This is a genomic window from Vibrio sp. 10N.261.52.A1 (assembly GCF_002876325.1).
Classification (GTDB): Bacteria; Pseudomonadota; Gammaproteobacteria; order Enterobacterales; family Vibrionaceae; genus Vibrio; species Vibrio chagasii.
In genome coordinates, this window is sequence record NZ_MCYD01001032.1 from 1 (window position 1) to 1,944 (window position 1,944).

The 1,944-nt window shown below is 43.8% G+C and carries 1 protein-coding gene and 1 pseudogene; both read right to left on the minus strand.

Features of this window, described 5'->3' with window-relative positions:
• A pseudogene (locus tag BCT81_RS22350) lies at positions 1 to 268 on the minus strand (transcriptional regulator); the annotation flags it as partial.
• A 165-nt stretch (positions 269 to 433) separates the two neighbouring features.
• A complete protein-coding gene (gene lamB, locus BCT81_RS22355) occupies positions 434 to 1,657 on the minus strand; it encodes a maltoporin LamB (protein ID WP_198596945.1) in 1,224 nt (407 codons plus the stop codon).
• Positions 1,658 to 1,944 lie beyond the last annotated feature (287 nt).

The following is a 1,944-nucleotide window of genomic DNA, read 5'->3' on the forward strand; positions in this document are numbered from 1 at the left end:
TACTAGTGATCTTAATAGAATATTCGCCACGATCCGCTGGTAGCTCGATCGCTACTACAGGGCTGTTTATACCCTGATAGTTCAAAATTTGGCTGTCTGGTGTTACATCAAAAATTGCCGAGCTTGGAAGCTTCATCGGGGCAAATTGAAGACCAGCAAGAGAGTTAACTTGTTCAGCTTGTGCCACTTGCACCTGCTCTACAACTTGTGCAGATTGACAACCGGCCAACGCAACACAGCCACTCAACATTAGAGCTTTAAAATACATAACTCTTCCTTCTTGTTATTTTTTTAAGAAATTTACTAACTTTAATTACCACAAAGAAAACTATTCACCTAGGGAACGATCCACTTAATCGTACATTCCTTAAAAAAATAGCCGACGCGAGCCGGCTATGAATTAGGACAGTTTAGGATTGGTTAAGCTAAGTGTTTACCACCAAGCTTCAGCTTGGATACCGAATACATATTCTGTATCGTCGCCGTTGAATGCATCTTTGTTTTCAGTATCTAGGATGTAAGAGCCGTAAACGCGGATTTCAGGACGAGCCCAGAAGCTGTCACCCATAGCCCAAGCTTGAGCTACTGTGAATTTAGCGTTACCGAAGTCTTCAGTTGCTAGACCACCGTCAGCAATGCGCTCACCAGCATTGTAGCCAGCTTCAAATACTGTGCGCATTGTGTCGTTCCACTTGTACATTGGACGAACTACAGCAGAGTACTGATCGATGTCGAAAGTTTTGTTTGTGTAGTTACCATCTTTATCTGCACCACCGATATCGCTACCCGCTAGGTAAGCTAGTTGGTGACCCATTTCCCAAGATTCGCCAAGGTTCATTACACCCCAGTTGATTAGACGGAAACCAGATGCTTCGTTGAATGCTTCAGTACCACGTGCGTAGTAAGAACCAGAACCCCAGAAGTTTGCAGCTTGTACGCCGTAACCGTTAGTACCGTACTGAAGTACTGTTTGGTGGAAACCGTTGCTCGTTCCTTGGTGTAAAATTGCAGAAGCTAGTAGACCGTCGTCAGCAGACTCGCTTGCGTTATCTGAATCAGTTGCGAAGTTGTACGCTAGCGCTAATTCTAGAGATGCATCTTGCCATAGGCCGATATTCGCTAGACGAGCATCAAAGATGTAGCCAGTTGAATCGTCAGTCGCGCCATCTTGGATTAATGCAACAGATAGTTTTTGGTCACCGATTGAGATGTTTTCAACACCACCACCAGTACCAGATGTGTTTAGGAAGTAGAAGTCCGTGATATGGATATCTTTACGTTGGTAGTATGTTTTACCAGCCCAAAGAGTCGCTTCTTGGTCGAAAGATAGAACGCCTTTTGCTTTAACTGCGAACTGAGCAACGTTAAAATCAGAATCTTCCCAACCATTTGCGCCTGGAGCACCAGAAGCAATCATTGACTCAACGCGCCACGTTTGCTCACCAGTTTTTAGTTCTTCAGCCAAACCAAACTCAGAGTAGTTGTCATTTTCGTTACCTAGACGACCAATACCGTTTTTGTTAACTGAGATATCACCATTACCGTTGCCGCTGATACCAGTACCAGCACGCATGTAACCATTAAAGTCAACAGCGAACGCAGAGCCAGCAGCTAGCGTAGTCGCCACTGCAGCAGCAATCAAACTTACTTTTTTCATTCTTAACTCCATTAAGGACGATTTATTTTAGGTTTTTATATTTTGCTCTCTTGCGGCAACCAAAGGCAGTTATGGTAGTCGTAAGATAGAGAGGTTTAGGGTTTCCCCTGATTCGTTTCAACGGGGTCAATATTAAGAGGGGATGACAAGTTTGACTTCCTCCACCCCCAACTAAATTAAGGGGGACTAGAGGGGAGTAGAAAATATACAGAATGGTATTTTAAAGAGGTAGATCACTTAATCTAGGAGGAGTAGACAGCACGAAGATCTAATTATTCAGCATAAGT

Bases quoted from the DNA above. Each gene is read 5' to 3' on its own strand.
- lamB (WP_198596945.1), bottom strand. From the start codon at position 1,657: ATGAAAAAAGTAAGTTTGATTGCTGCTGCAGTGGCGACTACGCTAGCT.